This window comes from Dickeya sp. CFBP 2040 (assembly GCF_012273755.1).
GTDB classification, from domain to species: domain Bacteria; phylum Pseudomonadota; class Gammaproteobacteria; order Enterobacterales; family Enterobacteriaceae; genus Dickeya; species Dickeya poaceiphila.
In genome coordinates, this window is the sequence record NZ_JAAVXH010000078.1 from 25,923 (window position 1) to 51,298 (window position 25,376).

The window sequence follows — 25,376 nt, forward strand, 5'->3', positions numbered from 1 at the left end:
TAAGCAGCGTTTACCGCGGCTCTGCATAGGCCAGACCACGAAACTAACCTGCCCGCAGAGTGAAGTATTTCAGGTATCCCAAGGATAAAATAAATCTTATATAAGATAAAGTTAAGGTGACGCTATGCGTTTTTTTAAAGAAATGAAGTTAAGCTCTATGTTGGGTACTGGGTTCGCAATGGTAATTGCTATCGGTTTTCTGGTGGCGATTTATGGTCAGCTTCAGTTACGTCATCTCAGCACTGATATTCAGATGTTATCAAAAGACAGAATCACCAATCTGCTGCTGATACAGGAATACAAAGACAACCTGAATATAACCGCCAGGGTAGTCAGGAATATTGTATTGCTTTCTGATTCACAGCAAATGAGGGTAGAAAAGCAACGTATTGATGGCGTGGAGTCCAGAAATGACGAGATTATTGCCATGCTCCATAAAGTAGCGGTCACCCCTGAACAGAAAACCCTGCTTACTCAGCTTGAGCAAAGCCGTCCGGTTTATCAGGAGGCACTCAGAAGAGCTATCGAAAAAGGAATGGAGAACAAAGACGACGAGGCAAGAAACCTAATCCTCACCGAGGTACGCCGCACTCAGGAGACGCTATTCAAAATTATCGACACCATGCTGCTCTACCAAAAAAGCGCCACCACCACGACGGCTAACAATTCGGAATCTCAAGCCAGCAATGCCGGTATACTGATGTTATCGCTGGCAGCATTGATTGCCCTTGCTGGTAGCCTGATCGCCGGGTTGATCACTCGTCGTATTAAAGGGCAACTGGGCGGTGAACCCGCTTATGCCTCTCATATCGCCCAACAGGTGGCACAGGGCGACCTGTCTGTGGATGTGATGCTCAAGACTGACGACCAGCGCAGCCTGCTGGCCGCTATGCGCACCATGCGTGATAGCCTCAGCCATATCGTCAACCAGGTGCGCCAGAGCAGCGAATCCATCGCTACCGGCTCCCAGCAAATTGCCATGGGCAACGCCGACCTGAGCAGTCGCACCGAAGAGCAGGCCGCCAGTCTGCAACAAACCGCCGCCTCCATGGAGCAGATTAGCCAGACCATCCGCCAGAACGGTGAAACAGTGCGTGAAGCCGCACAGCTCGCCACTCATGCCAGCGATACCGCCGCCAAAGGCAGCGAAGTGGTGGGTAGTGTCGTCCGTACCATGGACGATATTACTGCCAGTTCACGTAAGATCGGCGACATCATCAGCATGATCGACGGCATCGCTTTCCAGACCAATATTCTGGCGCTGAATGCAGCGGTAGAAGCCGCCCGTGCCGGCGAACAAGGCCGCGGTTTTGCGGTGGTCGCCGGTGAAGTGCGTTCGCTGGCGCAGCGCTCGGCATCTGCTGCCCGTGAAATTAAGGCGCTGATCACCGAAAGCATGGAAAAAGTGGAAAATGGCACGCAGTTGGTCGGCCACGCCGGTGCGACCATGGATGACATCGTAACGCAGGCACGGCGCGTCGCTGAGCTGGTCAGTGAAATCGGCATTACCACAACCGAACAGGAGTCAGGCATCAGCCAGATTAACCAAGCGGTCAACCAGCTCGATCAGGTTACCCAGCAAAACGCCGCGCTGGTGGAAGAATCGGCCAGCGCCGCCGATAGCCTGAGTGCTCAGGCCCGTCATCTGGTGCAGTTGATGAATGTCTTCGTGGTCACAGATAATCACCAGCAACATCAATATGCCGAATATCACCCCCATACTGATTTAAGACTGGCGGTTGCATCACGCTAATCCAGCGTATAACACGTCATTCTGATTAATACATTGGGGAAGAGGAAGACAGATGCCAACTCCCCTTATATACCATTATATTTCACATTTTAGGTTTCATCTTTTTTGCCCATGAACATATATTTATTACGTCATATAAATTTATTAAATATTTTAACGGATGATGTTTTATCAGGAAATTAAAAATCTACGATTATTTTTGCTTGTTTTTTCACGTGCCATATCGATAAAAACCGGAATATATTTTGTTAAAAAATTAATTAACTAAAAAATCATTAACTTACCCACTAATGAAAGGTTGAGTTCAATCTGCCATGGAGTATTTCGGCTACGTTTTGTCGCCATTCTCATGGCTAACCAATATACACATTCGCTTCACACCAGGGAGGCGAACCCATTTATTACGGCAACGCCAAATACGACGGCAACACTAAAATAGAATAAGGTACATAATGAAAACACTAAAAAACATGAAACTCAGCACGATGCTTGGGTCGGGTTTTACACTGGTCATTTTGATCAGTTTTATCATCGCGATTTTTGGACGCAATCAGTTAATTCATATAGGCGATAATCTGGATTATCTGTCCAATAATCGTTTGAATAACCTGATTATTATGCAGGACATTAAAGACAACATGAATGCAGCTGCCCGCATTGTTAGGGAAAGCGCAATACAGACTGACGCGACTCATCTCGCTCAGGAAAAACACGATCTTGAGCAGTTAATCGACCAAAACAACCGCTTGCTCAAGCTGTTGGATGAAAGGCTGAAACGGAAACAGTCACGTGAATTGCTGGCGCAGCTCAATCAGGCACGCCCACCTTATTCCAATGCGGTGCGCAAAGTGATGGAACTGAGCCTGTCCGGCCAACAGGAGCAAGCGAGAGCATTTATTTTAGGCGATCTGCTGACCACGCAGGCCACACTATTCAACGTGATGGATACCATGATCAACCGACACAAGAATGACACTATCGCCATGTCTCTGAGCTTCATGGAGGGTGCCCGCGAGTCCGGTACGCTGTTGTTGCTCGTGGCCGCCATCAGCGCCTTGCTGGCAGCTCTGGTGTCCTGGCTGATTACCCGCCAGGTGAAAGGGCAACTGGGCGGCGAACCGGCTTATGCCTCGCATATCGCCGAACAGGTGGCGCAGGGTGATTTGTCTGTGGATGTTCAGTTGAAAACCAACGACCAGCATAGCCTGCTGGCTTCCATGCGCACCATGCGCGACAGCCTCAGCCATATCGTTAGTCAGGTGCGCCAGAGCAGCGAGTCCATCGCCATCGGGTCGCAGCAAATCGCCATCGGTAACGCTGATCTCAGCCAGCGCACCGAGGAACAGGCCGCCAGCGTGCAAGAAACTGCCGCCTCCATGGAGCAGATGAGCCAGACCATTCGCCAGAACGGTGAAACGGTACGCGAAGCCGCCCAACTCGCCATCGCCGCCAGCCAGACGGCCACCAAAGGCAACGACGTGGTGCGCAACGTTATCGCCACCATGGACGATATCAGCACCAGTTCCCGCAAGATTGGCGACATCATTACCGTGATTGACGGCATTGCTTTCCAGACCAACATTCTCGCGCTCAACGCCGCGGTGGAAGCCGCCCGTGCCGGCGAACAGGGCCGCGGCTTCGCTGTGGTGGCCGGGGAAGTGCGCTCACTGGCGCAACGCTCGGCGTCTGCCGCCCGTGAAATCAAAGACCTCATCACCAGCAGCATGGAGAAGGTGGAAAGCGGCTCCCAGTTGGTGGCGCACGCCGGTGATACCATGACGGATGTCGTCACCCAGGCACAGCATGTGGCCGAGCTGATCAGCGAAATCGGCGTTACCACTCACGAGCAGGAATCAGGGATTTCGCAAATCAATCAGGCCATCGCCCAGATGGACAGCGTCATCCAGCAAAATGCCGCATTGGTTGAAGAATCCGCCAGTGCAGCCGACAGCCTGAGCAATCAGGCGACAAAACTGGTGGAATTGGTGAGCGTATTTACCGTTGAACGCACACCAGAAAATACCCCTCCTCGCCGACAGTTGCACACTGCGCCGGAATTAAAAAAACCAGCGCCCATCAAACTGACGCTGGCAAGCCCTATCGGCAATAGCAACGGCTGGGAACGGTTCTAAGCGTTGCTTCTCTAACCATTGTCTCCCTTGACCGCCACAGTGATGTGGCGGTTTTCCTCAGGTAAGCGCCTGACGTCCAGGCCTCTAATTTTTGAACCACGGGGAAGTGCAAGAAAGCGGCCAGCCACGCCGGCATCACAATAGCCAAGGCACATCTGCATCATCAGATAATAATTAAAATTAAAATAATCACAAATTGGAAATTTAATAAAAAATAAATATCGCACTTGATAGACAAATGACCGTTTTACTCCCATAGTCATATTGTCAGCCCAATGAATATTTCCACGGAAGACCTCATCTGCCAGTCTGGCACCTATCAGAATGACTTGAGTGCTGACACCTGATTGACTTTCTTTCTATGCACCTTCCTACGGTGTCATAGCCCAACACCAGATAATAGGTCTTCACTGGATTAAAACAGTGCGGCGATATTTTTTCCAAAATACATCGCACTGATAACCGTATACAAAAACGTAACATACCTGAGCCCACCTGATGGACTGAGAAGATTCGTTATTAGTATTTTCCAGCAGAAGGTCGTGTGTTTGATATAAATCGAAATAACGCAGTCACAATCTATGGCAGGCGTATCAGGTAACCATGTCATATGACACGGTGATGGTATCCCTTTGTTCTGGCACAGCGCTTTGCATCACCTATGTGAACGAAGACATTGACACACAGGTACGGAACACGATGAACAGATTAAAAAACATGAAACTCAATACGATGATTGGCGCAGGTTTTGCTGTCGTCATTATTATCGGATTTTTAGTCGCTACATTCGGTAAAACACAGCTACGAGAATTAAGTTCAGATATTAAAACACTTTCCCAAAACCGCATCGTTAAATTACTGCTCATACAATCCTATAAGGATAATATGATCGTCATAACCAATTCCGTGCGAAATATGGTTATGCTCACCGATGTCACCAAAATGAGTCTGGAGAAAAAGAAAATTGATGAAACTGTGGAAAAAAATGCCGCTATCATCACTAAATTAAAATCCATGACCAGTGATGCGAGCGGCCAACAGTTTATCAATAACCTGGCCAATGCCCGACCAGAGGCAGTCGCCGCACTGAGTAAGGCCATTGCACTGGCGCAGGCCAATCGCAATGAAGAAGCCCGGAATACCATCCTCAACGAGATGCAGCCCGCGCAAGACAAGTTGATTGCGGCTATTGATGACATCGTCACCTACCAGAAAAATGCCACCAACGATCTGGCATCCGTTGCGGAAGCTCAGGCAGACAATGCCGGTAATACGATGTTTACTCTGGCTATCGGGGCCATGATGATCGGTGCGCTTATCTCTTGGGTGATTACCCATCACGTCAAAGGAACGCTCGGAGGAGAACCGGCTGAAGCCACTTATATTGCCCAGCAAATCGCACAAGGTAATCTGGCGCTGACGATACCGCTGCGGGAAAACGATAATCACAGTTTACTGGCAGCCCTTGAGGTAATGCGCAACAGTTTAAGTCACATCGTCGATCAGGTTCGCCAAAGCAGCTATTCGATTGCGATGGGCGCCAGCGAGATAGCCAGCGGTACCAACGATCTCAGCCAGCGTACCGAAGAGCAGGCCGCCAGCCTGCAACAGACTGCAGCATCCATGGAGCAAATCAGCAACGCGGTCAGTCATAATGTGGAAATTGTCCACCACGTTACGGAACTAGCTAGCAATGCCAACAGCACAGCCCACAAAGCTAACGATGTGGTCAGCAATGTGATTCATGTGATGAACGATATCAGCAATAGCTCGCAAAAGATTGTTGATATTATCCAGTTGATCGACAGCATTGCTTTTCAAACTAATATTCTGGCGCTCAACGCCGGAGTAGAAGCCGCCCGCGCCGGGGAAGAAGGGAAAGGGTTTGCCGTGGTCGCCAGTGAAGTACGCTCGCTGGCACAGCACGCTGCCAGTGCAGCACACGACATTAAAACCCTGATTACAGAAAGCGTACAAAAAATCGAAACAGGAGCTGATCTGGTCACCAATGCAGGCAGCACCATGAGCGATATCTTGCAACAGACCAAACAGGTTGCCGAACTGATCAGTGAAATCGGCATCTCTACCAGCGAACAACAACTGGGAATCTCACAAATCAACACAGCAGTAGCACAATTGGATCAGGTCACGCATCAGAATGCGGCGCTGGTGGAAGAATCGGCCACTGCGACCGATAGCCTGAGCCATCAGGCCGCCCATCTGGTGGACGTGATCAAAGTGTTCGTGGTGGAGGAAACTATTTCACGCAGACGGCTGGATATGAACGACCCGGCCCACATTGCCGATGTTCCCATGGGACACAATCTGGTTATACATTGATTGATAAAATACCCAGGGTGAAACCACTGTCTTCACCCTGGGGTTTTTACTCCCCTCTGCCTCATCCGCCAGATATGAAGCGCACGCGGCACAGAAAGCATGATACCGGTTACAGCGCACGGCGCAGGCGCGCCACCGCTTCATGCATCTGCTCTTCGGTCGCGGTAGCGAACGACAAACGCAGCGTTGACTGGTCCGGCTTATCGGCAAAGAAGAACTCGCCGGGCACGAACACCACGCCCTGCGCCAGTGTTTTCTGCAGCCAGGCGGTGGTATCAAACGGCTGACGGAAACGCGCCCACAAGAACATGCCGCCTTTCGGCTGATTGAAGCTGATGACATCGCCCAGTTCACGTTCCATCAATTCAGACAAGAGTTCGCCTTTCTGGCGGTAAGCCTGACGGATTTTGTCAATCTGCGCCGGCAAGCGCCCACTTCCCAGATAGTATTCCACGATAGTCTGCGACAACGAACTGGCGTGCAGGTCGGCAGCCTGTTTGATGATCGCCACGTTATGCAGCAACCATTCCGGCAGAATCGCCCAGCCTAAACGCAGCCCCGGTGCCAGAATTTTGGAAAACGACGAGGTATAGATCACGCGGTCGGCATGACCGGCTTCTTTCGCCAACTGGTAAATAGTGGCATGGCGTTCTTCGGTGAAACGCAACTCGCCATACGGGTCGTCTTCTACAATCAGGAAATCGTGGCGGGCGGCCAGCGCTACCAGTTGGCGGCGACGCGCGTCGCTCAGGGTCACACCGCTAGGGTTGCCGAAGTTCGGCACCAGATAGACACCCTTGATGCGCGTGGTTTCGAGCAGTGCTGCCAGCTCATCCACCACCATGCCGTTTTCGTCGGACGATACCGACATCACCTGCGCTTCCGCCAGTTGCAGCGTTTGCAGTGCCGCCAGATAAGTCGGGCGCTCCACCACAAAAATATCCTGCGGATTGGCGGTGGCGCGCATCACCAGATCCAGCGCCTGCTGGGAACCAGCGGTGACCACAATATCCTGCGCCTGCGCGTGCACGCCACGCAGGGCGCACAGCTCAGCGATGCGCTCGCGCAGCAGCGGGCTGCCTTCGGTCAGGCCATACTGAAACGCCGATTTCGGCTGCTCAGTAATCGCCAGTTGGGTTGCTTCATTCAGGCCCTGGAAATCAAACAACGCATCAGAAGGAATGCCGCCCGCCAACGAAATCACGCCGTCCATTTTGCTGTGCTTGAGCAATTCACGAATCGCGGAGCTTTTCAGGCGCGCCATGCGCTGCGCCAGTAACCCATCCGTTGACATCTCGAATCTCACTTATTTTTTTGAAAGGATGATAGAAAAACGGGCCGGTGGAATCCGGCCCGGAAAGAGTTTAACCGCCAAGGTAGGCAGAACGCACGGCTTCGTTAGCTAACAAAGCCTCACCGCTGTCTTCCAGCACTACGCGACCGTTTTCCAGCACGTAACCGCGATCCGCCAGGCGCAGCGCCTGATTGGCATTCTGCTCCACCAGAAAGATGGTCATGCCTTCTTCGCGCAACTGCTGGATGGTGTCGAAAATTTGCAAAATGATGATCGGCGCCAGCCCCAGCGACGGTTCGTCCAGCAACAACAAACGCGGCTGGCTCATCAACGCGCGACCAATCGCCAGCATTTGCTGTTCACCACCAGACATGGTGCCGGCACGCTGGGCACGGCGCTCATACAACCGCGGGAACAGGTCATATACACGCGCAATGCGCTCCTGATACTGTTCGCGGCTGGCGAAGAACCCGCCCATCGCCAGATTCTCTTCCACCGTCATGCGGGAAAATACCCGACGACCTTCCGGCACGATGGCGATAGCTTCGCGCATGATGCGCGCCGTCTGCCAGTCGGTAATGTCCTTGCCGTCGAAAATGATCGACCCTTGCGAGGCGCGCGGCTCGCCGCACAGTGTGCCTAGCAGGGTGGTTTTACCCGCACCGTTGGCGCCAATCAGCGTCACGATTTCACCCTGATTGATATGCAGGCTAACCTGATGCAGCGCCTGAATTTTGCCGTAGTGCGCAGAAACCTGATTCAATGACAACATAACGTTTTATCCTTCACCCAGATACGCACGGATAACATCCGGGTTGTTACGAATTTCAGCCGGAGTGCCGTTCGCCAGCGGCGTGCCCTGATTCACCACGTAAATCCGGTCCGAAATCCCCATCACCAGCTTCATATCATGCTCAATCAACAGCACGGAAACCTGATGGTTGCCGCGCAGGTCGATAATCAGCTCGTTAAGCTCTTCCGTCTCTTTCGGGTTCAGGCCGGCGGCGGGTTCATCCAGCATCAGCAATTCCGGGCGAGTCACCATACAGCGTGCTATCTCCAACCTGCGCTGCTGACCATACGCCAGATTTCCCGCCTGACGGTTCGCCAGGTCGAGCAAACCGACGCGCTCCAGCCAGACAGCGGCGCGCTGCTGAGCATCGGCTTCGGCACGGCGAAATGACGGCGTTTTTAACAGACCGGCGAACACCCCGCTTTTGAGGTGCTGATGCTGAGCAACCAGCAGGTTCTCAATCACCGTCATCTCACGAAACAAGCGCACATGCTGGAAAGTACGCACCACCCCCATACGGGCGATTTGCTGTCCCGGCAGACCTTCCAGATGCTGGTCCCGCAGCACAATGGTGCCGCCGGTCGGGCGATAGAAACCCGTCAGGCAGTTGAATACCGTGGTTTTACCGGCACCGTTGGGACCGATCAGCGATACTATCTCGCCCTGATGCAAATCCAGCTCGACGTTGTTGACCGCCAGCAGGCCGCCGAAGCGCATCATCAGGCCCCGGACCGACAATAATGGCTGCGTACTCATGCCTGCTCTTCCTTCTTCTCAACCTGTAGCGTTATCTGCGGACGCTTCATCGGTAACAACCCCTGTGGTCGCCAAATCATCATCAATACCATCAGGGCACCCAGCACCAACATGCTGTATTCATTCAGGTCACGCATCAACTCACGCGATACCACCAGCAGAATGGCCGCCAGAATTACCGCAAACTGCGAACCCATTCCGCCCAGCACCACGATAGCCAGCACAAACGCCGACTCTACAAATGTGAAGGATTCCGGGCTGACGAACCCCTGACGGGCAGCAAACAACGTACCCGCGAAACCGGCAAATGCGGCGCTGATGGTAAACGCGGTCAGTTTGATTTTGGTTGGGCTAAGGCCCAGCGAACGACAGGCAATTTCGTCTTCACGCAGCGCTTCCCAGGCACGGCCCAATGGCATACGCAGCAAACGGTTGATGACGAACAGCGTCAACACCACCAGCAACAGCGCCACCATGTACAGGAAAATGATGCGATCGCTGGGGTCGTAGCGCAGGCCAAAGAAGTGATGGAAAGTATCCCAACCGCCTTGCGGAGTACGGTTAAACTCCAGACCGAAGAACGTCGGCTTCGGAATCTGGCTAATGCCGTTCGGCCCACCGGTAAAACCGGTGTTATTCAGCAGCAGAATACGCACGATTTCACCAAACCCAAGGGTGACAATCGCCAGATAGTCGCCGCGCAACCGCAACACCGGGAACCCCAGCAGGAAACCGGACAGCGCCGCCGTCAGACCCGCCAGCGGCAGACATTGCCAGAAACCAAGGCCATAGTAGTGGCTCAGCAACGCATAGGTATACGCGCCGATAGCGTAGAAACCGCCGTACCCCAGCACCAGCAGGCCAGACAACCCTACCACCACGTTCAGGCCAAGGCCAAGAATGATGTAAATCATGGTCAGCGTGGCGATATCCACCGTACCGCGCGACACCACGAACGGCCAGACAACGGCGACGATAACCAACGCCAGCGCCAGCAGCTTCTGTCGCGGCGTACTGCCGTCAAAGCTCGGCAACACAAAACCGGGACCGGAGACTTTCTTAGCCCCTTGCGCCAGTGCAGGACGCAGCAGTTGAAACAGGAACACCAGCGCGCAGGCAGCGATAATCCACATCCAGCGTACTTTTTCCGCGCCATGCACCACCAGCCGGGTTCCCTCCAGACTCAGTTGCATCCCCATCAGGAATGTCGCCAGCACCAGCAGTACCAGCGCCGATACCACGGCATTAACCAGCGTGTGCAGTTTCATACCTTCTCCACCTCCGGACGACCCAGAATCCCGGTCGGCATCACCAGCAACACCACGATCAACAGCGCGAAGGACACCACATCTTTATATTCGGTACTGAGGTAAGCAGAGGTCAGCGACTCGGCAATACCGAGAATCAGGCCACCGATCATCGCCCCCGGAATACTGCCGATGCCGCCCAATACCGCGGCGGTAAACGCTTTCATACCGGCCATAAAACCGATATAGGGGTTAATCACGCCATAGAACTGGCCCAACAGTACCCCGGCCACTGCCGCCATCGCCGCACCAATGACGAAGGTCAGCGAGATAACACGGTCCGTGCTGATGCCCAGCAGGCTCGCCATTTTCAGGTCTTCCGCGCAGGCACGGCAGGCGCGCCCCATGCGGGAGTAACGGATGAACAACGTCAGCGCCAGCATCGCCAGAAAAGTGACAATCCAGATAGTCAACTGCATAGAAGAGAGCGTCGCGGCAAAGCCGTTGCTTTCACCCAACACCCACTGGCCGTGGATCAGGCTCGGCAACGCCACGTCACGCGAACCCTGCGTCAGGCTGACGTAGTTCTGCAGGAAAATCGACATACCGATAGCGGAAATCAGGGCGATCAATCGCTTAGAACTACGTACCGGCTTGTAGGCCACACGCTCGATGCTCCAGCCGTAGGCGCTGGAGATCACCACCGCCGCGATGAACGCGACGCCAATCAACAGCCAGCCAGCGTCAATGCCTATCATCATCAGGGCGGCAATCACGATAAAAGAAACATAACTACCGATCATGTAAACCTCGCCGTGGGCGAAGTTAATCATGCCGATAATGCCGTAAACCATGGTGTAGCCAATGGCAATCAGCGCATAAGTGCTGCCCAACGTCACGCCGTTGAACATCTGCTGAAGAAAATAGAGGAACTGCTCGGACATACCTTAACCTTAGACATTGCCCCCGCAGCCTGACGGCTGAGGGGGCATCGGTATTGGGAGTAATACGGGTTCGGTCAATTACTTCGCGGGAGAGGAAGTACCGTCTGCGTGCCACTCGAATACGCCAAATTCAAACCCTTTCAGGTCGCCTTTTTCATCCCAGTTCAACGGCCCCATCACCGTGTCTACCGACTTGGCTTTCAGGTCAGCGGCCAGCTTGGCAGGCTCGGTGCTGCCGGTACGCTGCATCGCCGTACTCAGCGACTGCAACGCGGCATAGGTCGTCCACACGAACGGGCCGGTCGGGTCCAGTTTCTTGGCTTTCAGCGTATCGACAATCGGTTGGTTGGTCGGCACCTGGTCATAACGCTTCGGCAGCGTCACCAGCATCCCTTCAGAGGCCGCACCCGCAATGTTAGACAATGACGAGTTACCCACGCCTTCCGGTCCCATAAATTTGGTGGTCAGGCCAGCCGCACGCGCCTGACGCAAAATCTGCCCCATTTCCGGGTAGTAACCGCCAAAGTAGACGAAATCGACGTTTTCTTTCTTCAGGCGCGCTACCAGCGTGGAGAAGTCTTTATCGCCAGCGGTCACCCCTTCGAACAGCACCACATTCGCATTGGCTTTTTTCAGGCTATCCTGCACGGCGCGCGCCAGCCCTTCACCATACTGCTGTTTGTCATGCACCACGGCGATACGCTGCGGTTTAACGTGCTGCAGAATGTATTTCGCTGCGGTCGGACCCTGATCGGAATCCAGGCCGGTGGTGCGCATAATCAGTTTATAACCACGAGTCGTCAGGTCAGGCGCGGTAGCCGCCGGTGTAATCATCAGCACGCCTTCATCTTCATAGATGTCGGAAGCCGGCTGGGTAGAAGATGAGCACAGATGGCCTATTACATAGTGAATCCCTTCGTTGATCACTTTGTTAGCCACCGCTACCGCTTGTTTCGGGTCACAGGCGTCATCAAATTCCACACCTACCAGCTTATTGCCGTTCACGCCGCCTTTGGCATTGATATCAGCAATCGCCTGACGCGCCCCGGTAAATTCCATATCGCCATATTGCGCCACCGGACCGGACATCGCACCGACAATAGCGACTTTGATATCCGCCGCGTTCACCGCATGGCTTATCGCCGCAGCCAGACACCCCATCAGCAACGCGTTACCTTTGCTTAATTTCATCCGTTTTACCCCATCTGTCATTTTTGGATATTGCTATAATTATTGGCATCAACTGTCATTACTCGGCACTTTCTTTTTTATCTGTAACAACAAGTTAGGTTCATTATAAGCAACTATTTTTAATAAGACTTTATTATTCATGATATTAAACAGGAGTTTTATCCTGTAAAGCAACTGGAATGCTCAGTAAAACAAGGCGCATACAGCATAAAACACCGCCTTTAAAATCCGGTTTTTGATTTATAAGTAGTCAGTTATGCTGGTTTATTACGAAGAGATAATTGATTGCTCGAAATATTAATGATCGGGAAATCTTTTCCCCTGTTAACGTTACAGGAAATGTTATACCACCCATTTTACTATAGACTCGCTACAATATTCTTAAGAATCAACAGGAGCATCCGCGTATGAGACTCTCGGTTGAACGCCTCACCACAATCAGCGAACAGGACAGGCATGACCTGGCTTTCATTTGGCCACACCAGAATTTCGACGCACTGGAGCATGACCTGAACCATGATCACCGCCTGTTTGTCGCCCGCTTTAACGGTCATCTGCTGGCAGGCGTGATCGTCGAAATCGATACCAACAGTGACAGCGCAGAATTAACCGACCTGCAAGTCAGAACCTCCACCCGGCGGCATGGCGTCGGCAAGTATCTGGTGGAAGAAGTGCTGCGTGCCTGCCCTGACGTGAAAGAGTGGTGGCTGGACGCCGCCGACCACGCCCTGGTCAGCGAAGCCGTGATGGACACATTCATGAAGTCCTGCGGTTTCTATCCGGTATCCGGCGGCTGGGAATATATCGTCAACCAGAACGGGAAATGAACAGGGAAGAGAAGTAGTGGCACGCCGTAGGATATACGGCAATAAAAGACCCTTGGGTATAAAAACAAACGACCGGGAAGCCTGAACTTTCCCGGTCGTTTACATTAAAGCGTGCGCTTAATTGAAACGTACGTGTAATTGAACTGACGTTACGCTTCGATAGCAGCCCGCAGTTTCTTCATGGCATTCTTCTCAAGCTGGCGCACACGCTCAGCAGACACGCCATAATGATCCGCCAGTTCCTGCAACGTAGACTTATTGTCGTCATCCAGCCAACGGGCACGAATAATGTGCTGGCTACGTTCATCCAGCCCTTCCAGCGCATAGGTCAACTTGTCTGCCGCATGGGTTTCCCAGTTGTCCTCTTCGATGCCATCGGCAAAGTCGGAAGATTTGTCCTGCAAATACAACATCGGCGCCATCGGCTGGCCCGGCTGAGCATCGTCTTCAGGCGACGGGTCAAACGTCATATCCTGAGCCGCCATGCGAGATTCCATTTCACGCACATCTTTGCTGGTCACACCCAGCTCGCGCGCTACCAGCTCCACTTCATCCTGATTAAACCAGCCCAGGCGCTGCTTGGTTTTACGCAAGTTAAAGAACAGCTTGCGCTGCGCCTTGGTCGTCGCCACCTTGACGATACGCCAGTTGCGTAATACGTACTCGTGAATTTCGGCTTTGATCCAGTGTACGGCAAACGACACCAGACGAACGCCCACATCCGGGTTAAAGCGGCGCACAGCTTTCATCAGGCCAATGTTGCCTTCCTGAATCAGATCCGCCTGCGGCAGACCATAACCGGAATAATTACGGGCAACATGAATAACAAAACGCAGGTGCGAAAGAATCAGCTGCTTAGCGGCGTCCAGATCCCCGTGATAATGCAGCCGTTCAGCCAGCGCCCGCTCTTCCTCCGCTGTTAGCATCGGATAGGCATTGGCGGCACGGATGTACCCTTCCAGACTGCCCTGGGGAACTAAGGCGAAAGTTTGCATATCTTTGGTCATTCCACCCCTCTCATATGATCATTCATAGCGTTGCACATCATCGGATAGCATATCGGTAATTGCTGCACTTTCTGTGCCTAAAAATCAAATTACTGCGCCTAAACACTATTTAGGACGTACTACCAGTTTAGAGTGTGACAGACTGCACAAGTTCCACCATTTTTCACCATCTTATTTTTCATATCAAGATGGAGAAGCATGGGTGCAGGCTGGCGAAAAAAGAGTGAAGGAAGGAGTGCATCGAAGACAGTGGCAATACGCTTCCCTCGCCGGTCACCATTAATCACGAGGGAAGAGTATACCAGAAAACGCCCGGCCCGAACGGTGATACAGATTATTCCGATGTAAAACGGCGTAAATGTTGTACTGTTGCCAGCCAGGCGGCCAGCCAGCCAATCATTGCGGCAATCAGAACCAGCAACAGCGCTTCATCCCAGCCCAACCCGCGTACTACAAAGGTGGTGCCGAACACCGCCGCCACCTGTGCCGCCGCACCCGCCAGTTTCCAGACCAGCGCTTGCGACAGGATCAACGACAGTACCGCGCCGCAAAAGCCGAGCAACGCGCCGCCATGCAGGAATGGCCGCAGGATGAAGCCGTCGGTCGCGCCAATCAACTTCATTACATTGATGGTTTCACGACGGCTGAAAATACTAAGCCGCACACTGTTACCGATCACCAAAAATACCGCGATCACCATCAGAATACCGATAGTCGCCGCTATCTGTCCCACCAACCCGGTCAGCGCCACCAGACGGGAAAACCAGCTGTCATCCATGCGCACTTCATCCACCCCCTGAACAGCGGCGATGCGATCACGCAATGTATTGAGTGTCTGGTTAGTTTGAAAACCCAGTTTCGGCGAAACCACAGCCACCGCCGGTAGCGGGTTTTCTTCCAGCATATCCAGCGCGCCGCCAAAACCAGACCAGTTGCGGAATTCGCCCATTGCCTCGTTGCGGGACAGGTAATTCACCTTATCCACGCCCTCTTCCGCCTTGATTTTACCAATGACCGCTTCGGCGGCATTGTCATCCAGCGACTTATCCAGATACACCGTCAACTGCGGCGTGGGATACCACTGCGACGCCGCCTGACTGACGTTTTTCCACACCAGATAACAGATGCTGGGCAGTGTCAGCGAAATGGCGATCACCATGATGGTCAACAGCGTGGCCAGCGGTTGACGCAGCATGTCGCGCAGGGTATTGGCCCAGGCATAACGCCACTGCTCCTGCCAGCCGCCTTGCAGAGAACGGGTTTTGCTTGCCGCTCGCTGTGCGCGGGTATTATTCGCCATCGTGACCTCCCAACATGCGGCCTTGCGATAACGTCAGCACCCGATAATGGCGACGGGCGATAAGCCCGGTATCATGCGTCGCCATCAGCACCGTGACGCCCACGCGATTAAACTCTTCAAACAGGCGCAGAATGCCTTCGGACAGCGCATCATCCAGGTTGCCGGTCGGTTCGTCCGCCAGCAGTACCGCCGGTTTGTTCACTACCGCGCGGGCAATGCCGACACGCTGCTGTTCACCGCCGGAGAGCTGAATCGGGTAGCTGCGCGCCTTGTCGAGCAACCCGACTTTATCCAGCGCCGCCGACACGCGACGACGAATATCTTCGGCGCTGGCGCCGGAGATAATCAGCGGCATGGCGACGTTTTCATACACCGTGCGATCCATCAGTAAATGATGATCCTGAAAGATCATACCGATCTGGCGGCGCAGAAACGGCACCTCACGTTTCTTCAGGCGGCTGATATCGTGGCCGCCAAACAGGATGTGGCCCGCGCTTGGGCGTTCAATCCCGCAAATCAGCTTCAGCAGGGTACTTTTCCCCGCACCAGAGTGACCGGTCAGAAATACCATCTCGGCCGGGCGGATATGAAAATCCACCCCCTGCAACGCCTGGCGACCACCGAGATACGCCTTGCTGACCTGCTCAAACCGAATCATCTGTTTTAATCCTCACGGGCAAACAGGGCTTCAATAAAATCATCCGCCTTGAACGGCCTTAAGTCATCGATACCTTCTCCCACCCCAATGTAACGGATGGGAATGCCGAACTGATCGGCGATGGCGAAGATAACGCCGCCCTTGGCGGTGCCATCCAGTTTAGTTAATGTGATGCCGCTCAGCCCGACGGCTTCGTTAAACAGTTTGGCCTGGCTGACCGCATTCTGACCGGTGCTGGCGTCCAGCGTCAGCATCACTTCATGTGGCGCCTCTTCGTCCAACTTTTTCATGACGCGCACAATTTTCTTCAGTTCTTCCATCAGGTGCGATTTGTTTTGCAAACGACCTGCGGTATCGGCAATCAGCACGTCGATGCCACGCGCTTTGGCAGCCTGCAGCGCATCGAAAATCACCGAGGCGGAATCCGCACCGGTGTGTTGCGCCACCACTGGCACATTGTTGCGCTGGCCCCACACCTGCAACTGCTCTACTGCCGCCGCGCGGAACGTGTCGCCCGCCGCCAGCATCACCGATTTGCCCTGTGCCTGATACTGACGCGCCAGCTTGCCGATGGTGGTCGTTTTCCCCACCCCGTTGACGCCGACCATCAGAATGACGAACGGCGTTTTGCTGTCGATAGCCAGCGGTGCGTCCACTTTCGCCAGAATCTCGCTCATTTCCGCTTTCAGCAACGCGATCAGCGCTTCGGCGTCTTTCAGTTGCTTGCGGCTGGCATGTTCGGTCAGCCGGGTGATAATTTTCCGGGTAGTTTCTACTCCGACGTCAGCAATCAGTAATTGTTCTTCCAGCTCATCAAACAGATCGTCGTCGATTTTCTTGCCGCGAAACAGACCGACAAATCCGGAACCCAGATTCTGGCGGGTTTTTATGAGGCTGCGCTTCAGGCGGGCGAAAAAGCCTTCTTTTGTCGGGCGCTCCTGTTCCTGCGACACCACTGGCACAGCCTCAACCACCGCTGCATCAGGTACGGACTCAACCTCATCTTCAACGTCAATAGCTACTTCGGCGTCGATCTCTACTTCAGCCTCAACGTCTAGCGTTTCGGCCTCTGCCTGCAGCCCGGCACCAGAAGCTATCGCCGTTTCCGGTTGTTCTGGTGCTGCCGTTTGCACCTCTGCCGTAGTATCCGCCGGTTGCAATGCTGGCGACGGCGTTTCCCCGGCTTCAGCCAGCGCACTGTCCAGTGAAGGCGGTTCCGATACCTCACCGCTTATATTCTGAGTAGGGTGAGTCGGCTCCTGAGCCGCAGGCGTTGCGTCATCCGCCGTCTGCGTCGCTTCCGGCACCGGTTGCGGTTGTTCTGCTTTCTCCTCGTCCTGACGCCCTAATCCCAGCCAGGAAAAAAATCCGCGCTTTTTCTCTTTCGCCATCGTGTAATTGCGCTCCTGCCAACCCGTGCGGCTGATCAATAACCAATGAAGTCAATAAAACAATCAGTTTAACACTTTCCCGCTTCCAGCAACACGCGCCGGACTACCGGCGAGAGCGACAATCTCCGTAACCAGGTGTGTCAACCTCATGTCAGGTCCCCGAATTTGAGGGATTTTTTCCGCCTTGTCTCCCATTAACTGCATCTTTACATTTGCTACACCGGCTGCCGCCGGTAGAATAATGCCTCACAAAATCCCGGTGGGCTGCCGCCGGTGCACCATTTCAGCAAAATACAGGTTATGGCAAAACATCAAGCGACATCCGCACCCGGTCAAATCCGCATCATTGGCGGCCAGTGGCGCGGCAGAAAACTTCCCGTGCCGGATAGCCCCGGTTTGCGCCCCACCACTGATCGCGTACGCGAAACCCTGTTCAACTGGCTCGCTCCGGTGATTGCGCACTCACGCTGTCTGGACTGTTTTGCCGGTAGCGGCGCGCTGGGGCTGGAAGCGCTGTCGCGGGCAGCCTCTCACGCTACGCTGCTGGAGGCCGAGCGCAACGTTGCACGTCAGCTGACGCAAAATCTGGCACTACTGCGTGCCGGCAACGCCGAGGTGGTGAATACCGATACGCTGCAATGGCTGGCTAAACCCGCTGCGACACTGCCTTTCGACGTGGTGTTTCTTGACCCGCCGTTTCGCCGCGGCCTGTTGGATGACACGCTGCGACTGCTGGAAGCAGGTAACTGGCTGGCGGAAGAAGCCTGGGTTTATATTGAAACTGAGGCGGAAAATCGCCTGTTAACTATCCCGCCGACCTGGACGCTACATCGGGAAAAAACCGCAGGGCAGGTTTCCTACCGCCTTTATATCCATCACGCGTCTGACGCAACGCCTGGAGGCAACGATGAGCATTGGGATTAATCTTGGCCGACTGCTGATGCTGGGCGTGTGGGGGTTTCTGATCCTGAACCTGATTCATCCCTTTCCCCGCCCGCTGAACATTTTCATGGTTCTGGCGATGGGATTTATGCTGCTGATGCACGGTGCGCAGTTCCTGTTGCTCAAAGCGAGCCAACCCAAAGACGCGCCGCCGTTCAGCAAGCTTTTTCAACTGCGCATCTTCCTGTTTGGGGTATTCGAATTACTGGACTGGCAACGCAAACAGCCAACGCCGCCGCGCAAACGACGCTAATCGGCAAACACGTGACCAGCGCATGACATGGAAAAGCGGTGGCGCAGCAGGATACCGCCGTGCGCCACCAGATAGATCAGGTTTTTTTACCCGGCAAATAAGGGAAATGAGTGACGTTGTCGCCCAGTTCAGAAATACGGGCGCTACCGCTATCCCGTGCGGTCACCGCATCAATCCGAATAACCGCCTGTAGCGGAATATAGCTGCGGCCTACACCGGCAAATTCCGTTTTCAGTTTTTCCGTGGTCGGGTCAACCAGTACGGTGGACGGGTTATCGAAAACGAAGTCGGCAATTTCAATAAATCCGAACAGATTACTCTGCACCAGCTCACGTACATATAGCTGATAATTCTTACCATTATTCATGAACTGGATACGGTAAAGGGCGGGTCCATTGCTCATTAAAGGTTCGTCTCCCCCGACAGGTTGCCGGGCATCTCATTTGGTAACAAAAACTGGCCGCTAACATAACATGAAGCCCGGCAGCGCTCCACCGACAGGCCGGTCTGGCAGCACATGGTTTATACCACCAGCTTTCACCGTCCAGCCATCGTTGGTGCGGGTGACTGCATGTATGGCATGAGTAGCGAAGAGAGAACCAGAGAGTACGTTCGCTTTACGTCTGGCGACGAAGGTACGTTAACTGAGGTGGTTACGCTCCCTTGCGCAACAGGTAACGATAAGGCAGTTGTTCGGTCATCTGCGCCAGTAACTCATGCTCCATATAACGGCAAAAACCGGGGATATCGCGGGTGGTAGCCGGATCATCGGCGATAATCAGCAGGGTTTGCCCAGCCTCCATCTGACGCACCGTCTTGCGCACCATCATTACCGGTTCCGGGCAGCGCAATCCCTGAGCATCCAGAGTAAGGTCTGGATTGGCGAAAATATCGGTCATTCAGTGTCTCATTATGATTGTCGAACGCATGGCGGCGTAGTTTACCCTTCCCACAGGGGGGTGCAAGCCGCCTGTCACAGATTAATTATTAGCCACACAATGATACGCCCACTAACCATTGCAAAGCTGCAACAACGCGGTATGATGCCGACACGTTAGCGTTAAAAAGACGCATATACCCCAATAATTCGCGTTGCAGCCCATACCGCTGCAACATGAAATATAACGGGTATGACGAGGCAATTTGTCTGGGTTCCCTCACCCCAATAACCAAAAAAAGGTCATATTATGTTTCAGTTCTCTGCACAACAGCGGTTGACAGCACTGTGCTGGCTGTCACTTTTTCATATAGTGGTGATTATCTCCAGTAACTATCTGGTTCAACTGCCGATTACGCTTTTCGGCTTTCATACTACCTGGGGCGCATTTACTTTCCCGTTCATTTTCCTGGCTTCCGACCTGACGGTGCGGATTTTCGGTGCCCCGCTGGCTCGCCGCATTATTCTGACCGTGATGGTGCCAGCGCTGATCGCGTCGTATCTGGTTTCTTCGCTGTTCTACAAAGGTGAATGGCAGGGATTCAGCGCGTTAAGTCAGGTGAATCCGATGGTGGCGCGTATCGCCGCCGCCAGCCTGATGGCCTATGTGCTGGGCCAGATTCTCGACGTACACGTCTTTAACCGTCTGCGCCAGCTCAAAGCCTGGTGGGTGGCACCAGCCGCCTCTGCCGTACTGGGCAACCTTAGCGATACCGTGGCGTTCTTTTTTATCGCCTTTTATCGCAGCACAGATCCGTTCATGGCCACGCATTGGATAGAAATCGCCACGGTGGATTATTTCTTCAAGATAGCCATCAATCTGATTTTCTTCCTGCCGATGTACGGGGTACTGCTTAACATGGTACTGCGCCGCCTGAGCCAGTCGGGAAGCTCGCCGTACCAGGATCAAACCGCCTGATACGCTTTTTTATTCAAAACGGATTTTCCCGAAATAAGGGGTTTCGGAATAACCGGAAAAATTGCCGCCCTCAGCCTGATTCGGGTGTAATAACAACAACTGTAGTAACAAAACGCTTGTTTTTACGCCCCGAATCAGGTGCCATAGCGCCACTTCTTGTTTTTGTTCGTGATAAAGAAAGGATACCCATGCCAAATTTAGCGAAATATATCGGTATTGGTCTGCTGGCCGCCACGCTGGCTGCCTGCGACGGCAACAGCGATAAGAAAACCAGCGCGCCAGCTGCCAACCCGACGGCAGAGAAAACCACCACGCAGAATGTGTCCCTGCTCTCTGGTAAGCTGAGCTTTACCCTGCCAAACGGGCTGAGCGACCAAAGCGGCAAGCTGGGTAATCAGAACAACAACATGCACGTTTATGCCGATCAAAGCGGCCAGAAAGCCATTATTGTTATCGTCGGCGATGACACACCGTTGGATTTGCCGGCATTGGGTCAACGTCTGGAACAGCAGCAACGTGGGCGTGACGCCACCCTTCAGGTACTGGGCAACAAGACCGCTGAAATCAACGGTCATCAGATTCAACAACTGGATAGCGTCATGACCAGCAACGGGCAAAAAGCGTTCTCGTCCATCGTGTTAGCTAAAACGGACAATCACCTGCTGACGCTACAAATCACGCTGCCGGCGGATAACCTGCCGCAGGCACAGGCTGACGCGAGCAAGGTAATCAGTACGCTAAAACTGAACTGATCCCCACACCGGCTACTGACTATCCCGCCGCACCGTTAAACGGCTGCCGGCGGGAACAGGCTACAGCGCATTCTCTTCCCGCACTCCGCGCTGATGCAACCGCACGGTCAGCAACAATCCCAACAGTGCCAGTCCCGCCGCCGCCAGATAAATGGCATCGATATCGGTATAAGCCATCATGACGCCGGCAGCCGGCCCAACCACCCCCAGCGACAGATCAAGAAAGATGGTGTAGGTCGCCAGCGCGCTGCCCTGATTCTGTGCGGATACCGCCTTGACCGCCACCACGCCCAACGCCGGAAACACCAGCGAAAACCCGGCCCCGGCGAAAAATGCCCCCACCTCTGCCATTAGCGGGTGCGACGCCAGCCACACCAGCAGCAATCCGGCGCTTTCCACCAGAAAACAAACCAGCGCGACCCGCAGACCGCCGAACCGGTTAATCACATTCGGGAACAACAGCCGGGTGCCGACAAAAGCGCAACTGAACACACTCAGAGTCAGCGCAGCACCGCTCCACTGGTGGCTGGCGTAAAACAAGGTGATAAACGTCGAAATTACGCCAAACCCGGCGGATGCCAGCGACAGAAGAACGCCATATAGCCAGACCTTGCCCAGCACCTCCCGAAACGGCAATTTCTTGCCGGGCGTTGCCGTCACCGCCGGACGGGGTAACGCCAGCAGCATCGCAGTACCGGCCACCAGCATGACAACGATAGCCAGCCACCGCAACCCGCCGAGATGGTAAATCCACACCCCCAGCGGCGCGCCAATCGCCATGGCACCGTAGGTCGCCACACCATTCCACGAAATCACCCGGCCAATATGCAGCGCCCCGACCACGCCGGCGCCCCACAGCGTTGCGCCGGTACCGGCAAAACTCTGCCCGACACCCAGAATCAACCGCCCAACACACAGCAATACCAGCGCCAGTACCGGCGAACCGTCATTCCAGGCGGCCAGCGCATAAAACGCGCCGCTCAACCATCCTCCCGCCAGACCGAACACCACAACCTGCTTCGGCCCTTTTTCATCGGCATGACGACCCGCGCGTGGGCGGCTTAGCAAGGTAGAAAAATATTGCAGGCTGATCACCAAGCCCGCCCAGAATGCGCTGAATCCAAGGTGTTCATGCACATAACCCGGTAACACCGCCAACGGCAACCCAATATTCAGGTAGCTGGCAAAATTAAACATCACGACAGACATGATGCGCAGGTTCAGGCGTAAGCCGCCTGGAGAGGGTTTAGGCGACACAGGCGGTGTGGAAACAGACATGATGAATCGGCTCGCTTACAGGTCGCGTCAACAGGCGACGCGGCAGACAATGTTAAGATTCCGAGTATAAATAAGACACTAGAGTCTTTCAGCATCAATCAGGCGGTGTTGCCTTTATGGGTTTACGTTTATATGACAGAAGATGCCTGCGTTATACTCAACAGGAATGTCGCTCAGGAGAGATTTCATGCCTGTGAAGCCTACCCCGCCACACTCACCAACCGAACAGGGTGTATCCCGGCAGCGGTTCGGGCATTTGACTGGCTGGCTGCACCGCGTCAGATCGGTGCCTGCTATCGCGCATGTTATCCGTGCGGGAGAGCGCTTTAACGACCGCATGGGCAACCAGTTCGGCGCCGCCATCACCTATTTTTCGTTTCTGTCGCTGATTCCGATTCTGATGGTATCGTTCGCCACGGCAGGGTTTGTGCTGGCTTCTAACCCCGACCTGCTGACCGGTCTCATCAACCGTATCGTCAACAGCATCAGCGACCCGAACCTCGCCCGTACCCTGAAGAACACCGTTAATACTGCCGTTCGGCAACGTACCACCGTCGGGTTGACCGGTTTACTGATAGCGCTTTATTCCGGCGTAAATTGGATAGGCAATCTGCGCGAAGCGATTCACGCCCAGTCGCGTGAGGTGTGGGAACGTCAGCCGCATGAGGAAGAAAAAATCTATCTGCGCTACCTGTGGGATTTTCTGTCGCTGATTGGTCTGCTGCTGGCGCTGGGGATCACGCTATTCCTTACCTCGGTAGCGGGCAGCGCACAGGCAACCATCGTGCGGGCATTGGGTCTGGGCGGCATTGACTGGTTGCGCCCGGCCATGACGCTGATTGCGCTCTCTATCTCCATTTTCGCCAACTATCTGTTGTTTTTGTGGATACTGTGGGTATTGCCGCGCCATAATCCCCAGCGTACGCCGCTGCTGCGCGGCACGCTGATAGCGGCCATTGGTTTCGAAGCGCTCAAATTCGCCATGACCGTGGCGCTGCCCAAACTGGCGACGTCGCCTTCCGGCGCCGCGTTTGGTTCCGTCATCGGCCTGATGACGTTTTTCTACTTTTTTGCACGTCTGACGTTGTTTTGCGCCGCCTGGATAGCCACCGCAGACCCGAAAACCGATACTAACAAACCGGCATCGCTATCCAGCGCCCCCAAAAACACATAACAAAAGTCCATATCACAAACAGGAGCAACCATGCCTTTCGTCAACATTCGTATTACCAAAGACGGCGTTACCGCCGAACAGAAGCAACAGCTGATTGCCGGCGTGACCCAACTGCTGGTAGATACGCTGGGGAAGAATCCGGCCACGACGGTAGTCATCATTGATGAAGTAGAAACTGACAACTGGGGTATTGGCGGACAGAGCGTTACCGAGCGCCGCCAGCAAGATTCATAACTGGAAACACAATACATCTGTAGAAACACAATACATTCGGCACACCACCATTTCCTAAGGGTCGGGATTACAACTGCTTTTCCCGATCCATATCATGAAAAAATAAAACATCGTTTCATCACTATTGACTCCATGTTGCGTAATGTTGAGACTGGCGCTAGTTTCCATTCAGTTCACCTTCTCTTTTTTTACAGGCCAGCTGTCATGACGACGAAGAACATTGCAATTATTGGCGAGTGCATGATTGAACTGTCACAGAAAGGCGCGGAACTCAGCCGCGGTTTTGGTGGCGATACCCTCAACACCGCCGTTTATATCTCCCGTCAGGTAAAACCAGACGCGCTTGGCGTGCACTACGTCACCGCGCTGGGCACCGACTCCTTCAGTAACGACATGATGGCCGCCTGGCAACAGGAAGGGGTCAAAACCGACCTGATCCAGCGTCTGGACAACAAATTACCGGGGCTGTATTTCATTGAAACCGATGCCACCGGCGAGCGTACGTTTTACTACTGGCGTAACGACGCGGCCGCCCGCTACTGGCTGGAAAGCCCGGATGCCGAAACCATCGGCCAGCAACTGACGAAGTTCGATTACATCTACCTGAGCGGTATCAGCCTGGCTATCCTGAATCAGAGCAGTCGTGAACGCCTGCTGGCGGTGCTACGCGCCTGCCGCGCCAACGGCGGCAAGGTGATTTTCGACAACAATTACCGCCCGCGCCTTTGGCAGAGTAAAGAAGAGACCCGACAGTCGTACCGCGATATTCTGGCCTGCACCGATATCGCGTTTCTGACGCTGGATGACGAAGATATGCTGTGGGGTGAACTGTCGGTGGACGAGGTGCTGAAACGCACCCATGGTGCCGGGGTGACGGAAGTTGTCATCAAACGTGGCGCAGACGCGTGTCTGGTTTCTATTCAGGGCGAACCGTTGCTGGAAATCCCGGCAATTACGCTGCCAAAAGAGAAAGTCGTCGATACCACCGCGGCAGGCGACTCGTTTAGCGCCGGTTACCTGTCGGTACGTCTGAACGGCGGCAGTGCGCAGGATGCCGCCAAACGCGGCCACCTCACCGCCAGCACCGTTATTCAATACCGTGGCGCAATTATTCCGCTGGATGCGATGCCTGCCTGAGCAGCATCACACGGCTGACACAACAATAACAATCAACAAAAACGCCGGTTCAGCAGACAGCTAAACCGGCGTTGTTTTATTTCTGTCGAATCGGCCAATATCCGATTCAGATGGTCA

At 54.0% G+C, this 25,376-nt stretch carries 25 protein-coding genes; 11 read left to right on the forward strand and 14 right to left on the reverse strand.

Annotated elements, in window-relative coordinates; translation table 11 throughout:
* Positions 1 to 124 precede the first annotated feature (124 nt).
* Positions 125 to 1,753: a methyl-accepting chemotaxis protein gene (locus Dpoa2040_RS10250; protein WP_168641181.1), complete on the forward strand. Its 1,629-nt coding sequence runs from the start codon at positions 125 to 127 to the stop codon at positions 1,751 to 1,753.
* A 452-nt stretch (positions 1,754 to 2,205) separates the two neighbouring features.
* Complete coding sequence (locus Dpoa2040_RS10255; protein ID WP_168641182.1) at positions 2,206 to 3,885, forward strand: methyl-accepting chemotaxis protein; 1,680 nt, start codon at positions 2,206 to 2,208, stop codon at positions 3,883 to 3,885.
* An 11-nt stretch (positions 3,886 to 3,896) separates the two neighbouring features.
* Here the strand turns inward: Dpoa2040_RS10255 and Dpoa2040_RS10260 are convergent, their stop codons facing one another.
* A complete protein-coding gene (locus tag Dpoa2040_RS10260) occupies positions 3,897 to 4,148 on the reverse strand; it encodes a hypothetical protein (RefSeq protein WP_168641183.1) in 252 nt (83 codons plus the stop codon).
* A gap of 436 nt (positions 4,149 to 4,584) precedes the next feature.
* Between Dpoa2040_RS10260 and Dpoa2040_RS10265 the strand changes: the two genes are divergently transcribed.
* A complete protein-coding gene (locus Dpoa2040_RS10265; protein WP_042867698.1) occupies positions 4,585 to 6,225 on the forward strand; it encodes a methyl-accepting chemotaxis protein in 1,641 nt (546 codons plus the stop codon).
* Between the two features lie 109 nt (positions 6,226 to 6,334).
* On the opposite strand, the gene Dpoa2040_RS10270 is transcribed toward Dpoa2040_RS10265, so the two are convergent.
* From Dpoa2040_RS10270 to Dpoa2040_RS10295, 6 genes are all read right to left on the reverse strand, one after another.
* The gene (locus tag Dpoa2040_RS10270) at positions 6,335 to 7,519 is read right to left on the reverse strand and encodes a PLP-dependent aminotransferase family protein (RefSeq protein ID WP_168641184.1); all 1,185 of its coding nucleotides are present in this window, start codon (positions 7,517 to 7,519) and stop codon (positions 6,335 to 6,337) included.
* A 70-nt stretch (positions 7,520 to 7,589) separates the two neighbouring features.
* On the reverse strand, positions 7,590 to 8,291 hold the full coding sequence (livF, locus tag Dpoa2040_RS10275) for a high-affinity branched-chain amino acid ABC transporter ATP-binding protein LivF (protein ID WP_042867694.1): 702 nt from the start codon (positions 8,289 to 8,291) through the stop codon (positions 7,590 to 7,592).
* 6 nt (positions 8,292 to 8,297) lie between these two features.
* Positions 8,298 to 9,068 carry a high-affinity branched-chain amino acid ABC transporter ATP-binding protein LivG gene (gene livG, locus Dpoa2040_RS10280; RefSeq protein WP_042867692.1) on the reverse strand — a complete coding sequence of 257 codons (771 nt, stop codon included), beginning with the start codon at positions 9,066 to 9,068 and terminating at the stop codon, positions 8,298 to 8,300.
* Positions 9,065 to 10,336 (reverse strand): high-affinity branched-chain amino acid ABC transporter permease LivM, encoded by a 1,272-nt coding sequence (locus Dpoa2040_RS10285; RefSeq protein WP_168641185.1) that lies wholly within the window; start codon positions 10,334 to 10,336, stop codon positions 9,065 to 9,067. The genes livG and Dpoa2040_RS10285 overlap by 4 nt, the downstream gene beginning before the upstream one ends.
* Positions 10,333 to 11,259, reverse strand: a complete 927-nt coding sequence (gene livH / locus Dpoa2040_RS10290) for a high-affinity branched-chain amino acid ABC transporter permease LivH (RefSeq protein WP_168641186.1) — start codon at positions 11,257 to 11,259, stop codon at positions 10,333 to 10,335. Before livH ends, Dpoa2040_RS10285 begins: the two co-directional genes overlap by 4 nt.
* A 78-nt stretch (positions 11,260 to 11,337) precedes the next feature.
* Entirely contained in the window at positions 11,338 to 12,450 is a 1,113-nt protein-coding gene (locus Dpoa2040_RS10295; RefSeq protein ID WP_168641187.1) for a branched-chain amino acid ABC transporter substrate-binding protein, read from the reverse strand.
* Positions 12,451 to 12,857: 407 nt separating this feature from the next.
* Here Dpoa2040_RS10295 and panM point away from each other — a divergent pair, with 407 nt between their 5' ends.
* Complete coding sequence (gene panM, locus Dpoa2040_RS10300) at positions 12,858 to 13,277, forward strand: aspartate 1-decarboxylase autocleavage activator PanM (RefSeq protein WP_168641188.1); 420 nt, start codon at positions 12,858 to 12,860, stop codon at positions 13,275 to 13,277.
* 149 nt (positions 13,278 to 13,426) lie between these two features.
* Here the strand turns inward: panM and rpoH are convergent, their stop codons facing one another.
* The 4 genes from rpoH to ftsY form a co-directional block, all read right to left on the reverse strand.
* Positions 13,427 to 14,284: an RNA polymerase sigma factor RpoH gene (gene rpoH, locus Dpoa2040_RS10305; protein WP_038664402.1), complete on the reverse strand. Its 858-nt coding sequence runs from the start codon at positions 14,282 to 14,284 to the stop codon at positions 13,427 to 13,429.
* A 334-nt stretch (positions 14,285 to 14,618) separates the two neighbouring features.
* On the reverse strand, positions 14,619 to 15,584 hold the full coding sequence (gene ftsX / locus Dpoa2040_RS10310; protein ID WP_168641189.1) for a permease-like cell division protein FtsX: 966 nt from the start codon (positions 15,582 to 15,584) through the stop codon (positions 14,619 to 14,621).
* The gene (gene ftsE, locus Dpoa2040_RS10315; protein ID WP_040003048.1) at positions 15,574 to 16,242 is read right to left on the reverse strand and encodes a cell division ATP-binding protein FtsE; all 669 of its coding nucleotides are present in this window, start codon (positions 16,240 to 16,242) and stop codon (positions 15,574 to 15,576) included. The genes ftsX and ftsE overlap by 11 nt, the downstream gene beginning before the upstream one ends.
* Positions 16,243 to 16,247: 5 nt before the next feature.
* Positions 16,248 to 17,633: a signal recognition particle-docking protein FtsY gene (gene ftsY / locus Dpoa2040_RS10320; protein WP_168641190.1), complete on the reverse strand. Its 1,386-nt coding sequence runs from the start codon at positions 17,631 to 17,633 to the stop codon at positions 16,248 to 16,250.
* Positions 17,634 to 17,933: 300 nt separating this feature from the next.
* Here ftsY and rsmD point away from each other — a divergent pair, with 300 nt between their 5' ends.
* The gene (rsmD, locus tag Dpoa2040_RS10325; RefSeq protein WP_168641191.1) at positions 17,934 to 18,557 is read left to right on the forward strand and encodes a 16S rRNA (guanine(966)-N(2))-methyltransferase; all 624 of its coding nucleotides are present in this window, start codon (positions 17,934 to 17,936) and stop codon (positions 18,555 to 18,557) included.
* Positions 18,541 to 18,828, forward strand: a complete 288-nt coding sequence (locus tag Dpoa2040_RS10330) for a DUF1145 family protein (RefSeq protein WP_042867675.1) — start codon at positions 18,541 to 18,543, stop codon at positions 18,826 to 18,828. Before rsmD ends, Dpoa2040_RS10330 begins: the two co-directional genes overlap by 17 nt.
* Before the next feature lie 76 nt (positions 18,829 to 18,904).
* Here the strand turns inward: Dpoa2040_RS10330 and Dpoa2040_RS10335 are convergent, their stop codons facing one another.
* Both Dpoa2040_RS10335 and tusA read right to left on the reverse strand, forming a co-directional pair.
* A complete protein-coding gene (locus Dpoa2040_RS10335) occupies positions 18,905 to 19,231 on the reverse strand; it encodes a DUF1820 family protein (RefSeq protein WP_042867673.1) in 327 nt (108 codons plus the stop codon).
* Between the two features lie 250 nt (positions 19,232 to 19,481).
* Positions 19,482 to 19,727 (reverse strand): sulfurtransferase TusA, encoded by a 246-nt coding sequence (gene tusA / locus Dpoa2040_RS10340; protein ID WP_042867671.1) that lies wholly within the window; start codon positions 19,725 to 19,727, stop codon positions 19,482 to 19,484.
* A gap of 288 nt (positions 19,728 to 20,015) precedes the next feature.
* On the opposite strand from tusA, the gene Dpoa2040_RS10345 reads away from it, so the two are divergent.
* Positions 20,016 to 20,684 (forward strand): 7-cyano-7-deazaguanine/7-aminomethyl-7-deazaguanine transporter, encoded by a 669-nt coding sequence (locus Dpoa2040_RS10345; RefSeq protein WP_042867669.1) that lies wholly within the window; start codon positions 20,016 to 20,018, stop codon positions 20,682 to 20,684.
* A gap of 188 nt (positions 20,685 to 20,872) precedes the next feature.
* On the forward strand, positions 20,873 to 21,436 hold the full coding sequence (locus tag Dpoa2040_RS10350; RefSeq protein ID WP_042867665.1) for a DcrB family lipoprotein: 564 nt from the start codon (positions 20,873 to 20,875) through the stop codon (positions 21,434 to 21,436).
* A 60-nt stretch (positions 21,437 to 21,496) separates the two neighbouring features.
* Here Dpoa2040_RS10350 and Dpoa2040_RS10355 read toward each other — a convergent pair whose 3' ends face one another.
* On the reverse strand, positions 21,497 to 22,714 hold the full coding sequence (locus Dpoa2040_RS10355; protein WP_168641192.1) for an MFS transporter: 1,218 nt from the start codon (positions 22,712 to 22,714) through the stop codon (positions 21,497 to 21,499).
* Positions 22,715 to 22,901: 187 nt separating this feature from the next.
* Here Dpoa2040_RS10355 and yhjD point away from each other — a divergent pair, with 187 nt between their 5' ends.
* From yhjD to Dpoa2040_RS10370, 3 genes are all read left to right on the forward strand, one after another.
* On the forward strand, positions 22,902 to 23,888 hold the full coding sequence (gene yhjD, locus Dpoa2040_RS10360; RefSeq protein ID WP_168641193.1) for an inner membrane protein YhjD: 987 nt from the start codon (positions 22,902 to 22,904) through the stop codon (positions 23,886 to 23,888).
* A gap of 30 nt (positions 23,889 to 23,918) precedes the next feature.
* Positions 23,919 to 24,122 (forward strand): 2-hydroxymuconate tautomerase family protein, encoded by a 204-nt coding sequence (locus Dpoa2040_RS10365; RefSeq protein ID WP_042867660.1) that lies wholly within the window; start codon positions 23,919 to 23,921, stop codon positions 24,120 to 24,122.
* A gap of 204 nt (positions 24,123 to 24,326) precedes the next feature.
* On the forward strand, positions 24,327 to 25,259 hold the full coding sequence (locus Dpoa2040_RS10370; protein WP_168641194.1) for a sugar kinase: 933 nt from the start codon (positions 24,327 to 24,329) through the stop codon (positions 25,257 to 25,259).
* The last annotated feature ends 117 nt before the right edge of the window (positions 25,260 to 25,376 follow it).

Excerpts from the sequence above, each read along its gene's own strand:
- Dpoa2040_RS10250 (WP_168641181.1), top strand. The coding sequence starts at position 125 with ATGCGTTTTTTTAAAGAAATGAAGTTAAGCTCTATGTTGGGTACTGGG.
- Dpoa2040_RS10255 (WP_168641182.1), top strand. The coding sequence starts at position 2,206 with ATGAAAACACTAAAAAACATGAAACTCAGCACGATGCTTGGGTCGGGT.
- Dpoa2040_RS10260 (WP_168641183.1), bottom strand. The coding sequence starts at position 4,148 with ATGACTATGGGAGTAAAACGGTCATTTGTCTATCAAGTGCGATATTTA.
- Dpoa2040_RS10265 (WP_042867698.1), top strand. The coding sequence starts at position 4,585 with ATGAACAGATTAAAAAACATGAAACTCAATACGATGATTGGCGCAGGT.
- Dpoa2040_RS10270 (WP_168641184.1), bottom strand. The coding sequence starts at position 7,519 with ATGTCAACGGATGGGTTACTGGCGCAGCGCATGGCGCGCCTGAAAAGC.
- livF (WP_042867694.1), bottom strand. The coding sequence starts at position 8,291 with ATGTTGTCATTGAATCAGGTTTCTGCGCACTACGGCAAAATTCAGGCG.
- livG (WP_042867692.1), bottom strand. The coding sequence starts at position 9,068 with ATGAGTACGCAGCCATTATTGTCGGTCCGGGGCCTGATGATGCGCTTC.
- Dpoa2040_RS10285 (WP_168641185.1), bottom strand. The coding sequence starts at position 10,336 with ATGAAACTGCACACGCTGGTTAATGCCGTGGTATCGGCGCTGGTACTG.
- livH (WP_168641186.1), bottom strand. The coding sequence starts at position 11,259 with ATGTCCGAGCAGTTCCTCTATTTTCTTCAGCAGATGTTCAACGGCGTG.
- Dpoa2040_RS10295 (WP_168641187.1), bottom strand. The coding sequence starts at position 12,450 with ATGAAATTAAGCAAAGGTAACGCGTTGCTGATGGGGTGTCTGGCTGCG.
- panM (WP_168641188.1), top strand. The coding sequence starts at position 12,858 with ATGAGACTCTCGGTTGAACGCCTCACCACAATCAGCGAACAGGACAGG.
- rpoH (WP_038664402.1), bottom strand. The coding sequence starts at position 14,284 with ATGACCAAAGATATGCAAACTTTCGCCTTAGTTCCCCAGGGCAGTCTG.
- ftsX (WP_168641189.1), bottom strand. The coding sequence starts at position 15,584 with ATGGCGAATAATACCCGCGCACAGCGAGCGGCAAGCAAAACCCGTTCT.
- ftsE (WP_040003048.1), bottom strand. The coding sequence starts at position 16,242 with ATGATTCGGTTTGAGCAGGTCAGCAAGGCGTATCTCGGTGGTCGCCAG.
- ftsY (WP_168641190.1), bottom strand. The coding sequence starts at position 17,633 with ATGGCGAAAGAGAAAAAGCGCGGATTTTTTTCCTGGCTGGGATTAGGG.
- rsmD (WP_168641191.1), top strand. The coding sequence starts at position 17,934 with ATGGCAAAACATCAAGCGACATCCGCACCCGGTCAAATCCGCATCATT.
- Dpoa2040_RS10330 (WP_042867675.1), top strand. The coding sequence starts at position 18,541 with ATGAGCATTGGGATTAATCTTGGCCGACTGCTGATGCTGGGCGTGTGG.
- Dpoa2040_RS10335 (WP_042867673.1), bottom strand. The coding sequence starts at position 19,231 with ATGAGCAATGGACCCGCCCTTTACCGTATCCAGTTCATGAATAATGGT.
- tusA (WP_042867671.1), bottom strand. The coding sequence starts at position 19,727 with ATGACCGATATTTTCGCCAATCCAGACCTTACTCTGGATGCTCAGGGA.
- Dpoa2040_RS10345 (WP_042867669.1), top strand. The coding sequence starts at position 20,016 with ATGTTTCAGTTCTCTGCACAACAGCGGTTGACAGCACTGTGCTGGCTG.
- Dpoa2040_RS10350 (WP_042867665.1), top strand. The coding sequence starts at position 20,873 with ATGCCAAATTTAGCGAAATATATCGGTATTGGTCTGCTGGCCGCCACG.
- Dpoa2040_RS10355 (WP_168641192.1), bottom strand. The coding sequence starts at position 22,714 with ATGTCTGTTTCCACACCGCCTGTGTCGCCTAAACCCTCTCCAGGCGGC.
- yhjD (WP_168641193.1), top strand. The coding sequence starts at position 22,902 with ATGCCTGTGAAGCCTACCCCGCCACACTCACCAACCGAACAGGGTGTA.
- Dpoa2040_RS10365 (WP_042867660.1), top strand. The coding sequence starts at position 23,919 with ATGCCTTTCGTCAACATTCGTATTACCAAAGACGGCGTTACCGCCGAA.
- Dpoa2040_RS10370 (WP_168641194.1), top strand. The coding sequence starts at position 24,327 with ATGACGACGAAGAACATTGCAATTATTGGCGAGTGCATGATTGAACTG.